The following is a 1,785-nucleotide window of genomic DNA, read 5'->3' as shown; positions in this document are numbered from 1 at the left end:
GCCTCAATGCCGCTCAGTTACGCACATATGCGTGTGCCGTCGCCGGTGATGGTGTCGTTGTAGGACGACGGGTTCCCGGGGGACGGTATGAGGATTCGGCGAACACAGCGATGTCTTCGGTGATAGACGGGCGGACGACCAAGGCGGCTCGTTCGTAAGGAATTTCGTTGCTCATCGAGTGTGGCGTACCCGCTGAGGCCGGAGCGGTCGACCCGGCCCGCAGGCCTTCATCACGGAAGGTCGGTGCGGGGATCCGTGTCGGCGACCACATCGATCTGGGGGTGCTGACCGGCGAGTTGCCTCCCTCGTTGATCGATGAGGTGCTCCAGGAGACCGGGAAGCGGGAGAAGCGTCACCGCAAGTTGCCGGCCCGCGCCGTGGTCTATTTCGTCCTGGGAATGTGCCTGTTCAGCGGAGCCGACAGTCTTCGCCCGCCGGGCTACCGCTCGATCATGGGCAGCCTGCTGACCGGCCTGCACGATCTGTGCCGCAGAGGCGGTTACCTCGCGGCGACCAGTTCGGCGCTGACGCAGGCCCGCCGACGGCTGGGGGCCGCTCCCCTCAAGGCGTTGTTCGACCGGGTGCGCGGTCCGATAGCGCCGGAACGGTCTCCCTGGGCCGAGGCGTTCGGCCTGCGTGTGGTGGCGTGGGACGGTACGACATTGGAAGTCCCCGACAGCGACGCGAACGCCACCCGTTTTGGCCACCACGGCCATCACAAGGACAACCCGGGCCCCGACGCGCGCGCCCGGGCCGTCGCAACCGTCGCCCGATCCGGCCGTCGACACGGCGCCAGCCTGGGATCCAATCCACTGGTGCGGCTGATGATGCTCGTCGAGTGCGGCACCCACGCGGTGATCGACGGGGTCTTCGACGCGGCCGCGTCGGTATCCGAAACGGTCCTCGCGGCACGGTTGGTCGACTCGCTCGGCCCGGGAATGCTGCTTCTGGCCGACCGGAACTTCGCCGGACACGCGTTGTGGGGCCGGTGCGCGGACACCGGCGTGGATCTGTTGTGGCGGGTGAAGAAGAACGTGGTGTTCTTCGTGGTGGAACCGCTGCCCGACGGGTCGTTCCTCTCGGTGATGCCGACCCCGGCGGAGAGTCGGCGGCACGGGATGGCCCGATTTCACGGCAGGCCGATCGACGTGCCCCCACACGGGCACGTCATCCGCGTGCTCGAGTACAGCGTGACCGTCACCGGGGCGGACGGATCCGTACGCGTCGAGCCGTTCCGATTGGTGACCACGCTGCTCGACCACCGCCGGGCACCGGCCGTCGACCTCGCGGGCCTGTATGCCCAACGCTGGGAATCGGAGACCGTCTACTCCAAGTTCAAGACCCGCATGCGCGGAGCCGACACGGTGCTGCGTTCGCACAGTCCCGACGGCGTGGAACAGGAGATCTACGCGTTCCTGGTGCTCTACCAGGTCCTGTGCCGGATGCAGGTCGCCGCGGCCACCCACGGGCACGTCGATCCCGATCGGATCTCGTTCACCTTCACCATCCGCGTCGTCCGGGCACGCACCGCTCGACCGAACGCACTCCTGACCCCACGTCAACAACGCCTGACCCGCGCCGACTTCCTCGACGAACTCCTCCGTCACCGGCTTCCGCAACGTCGCTCCCGCCAGTCCCCCCGCCAACGCAGACCTCCGAAGAGCAAATACGCCCCCAAGCGCCGCGATCAACCAACCCCGTCCACCCGAACCGACTACCGGATCCGGATCACCCGCTCACCGGCGACAGCACACGGATACGCGCGTAACTGAGCGGCATTGAGGC

At 67.5% G+C, this 1,785-nt stretch carries 1 protein-coding gene; it reads left to right on the top strand.

The annotated features are described in order from the left end of the window. Window positions 1-167: 167 nt before the first annotated feature. A complete protein-coding gene (locus tag ACZ4FV_RS52195) occupies window positions 168-1,772 on the top strand; it encodes an IS4 family transposase (protein WP_465328509.1) in 1,605 nt (534 codons plus the stop codon). Window positions 1,773-1,785 lie beyond the last annotated feature (13 nt).

This window comes from Embleya sp. NPDC025285, from assembly GCF_055558835.1.
This window is presented reverse-complemented; position numbering and strand designations above follow the sequence as displayed.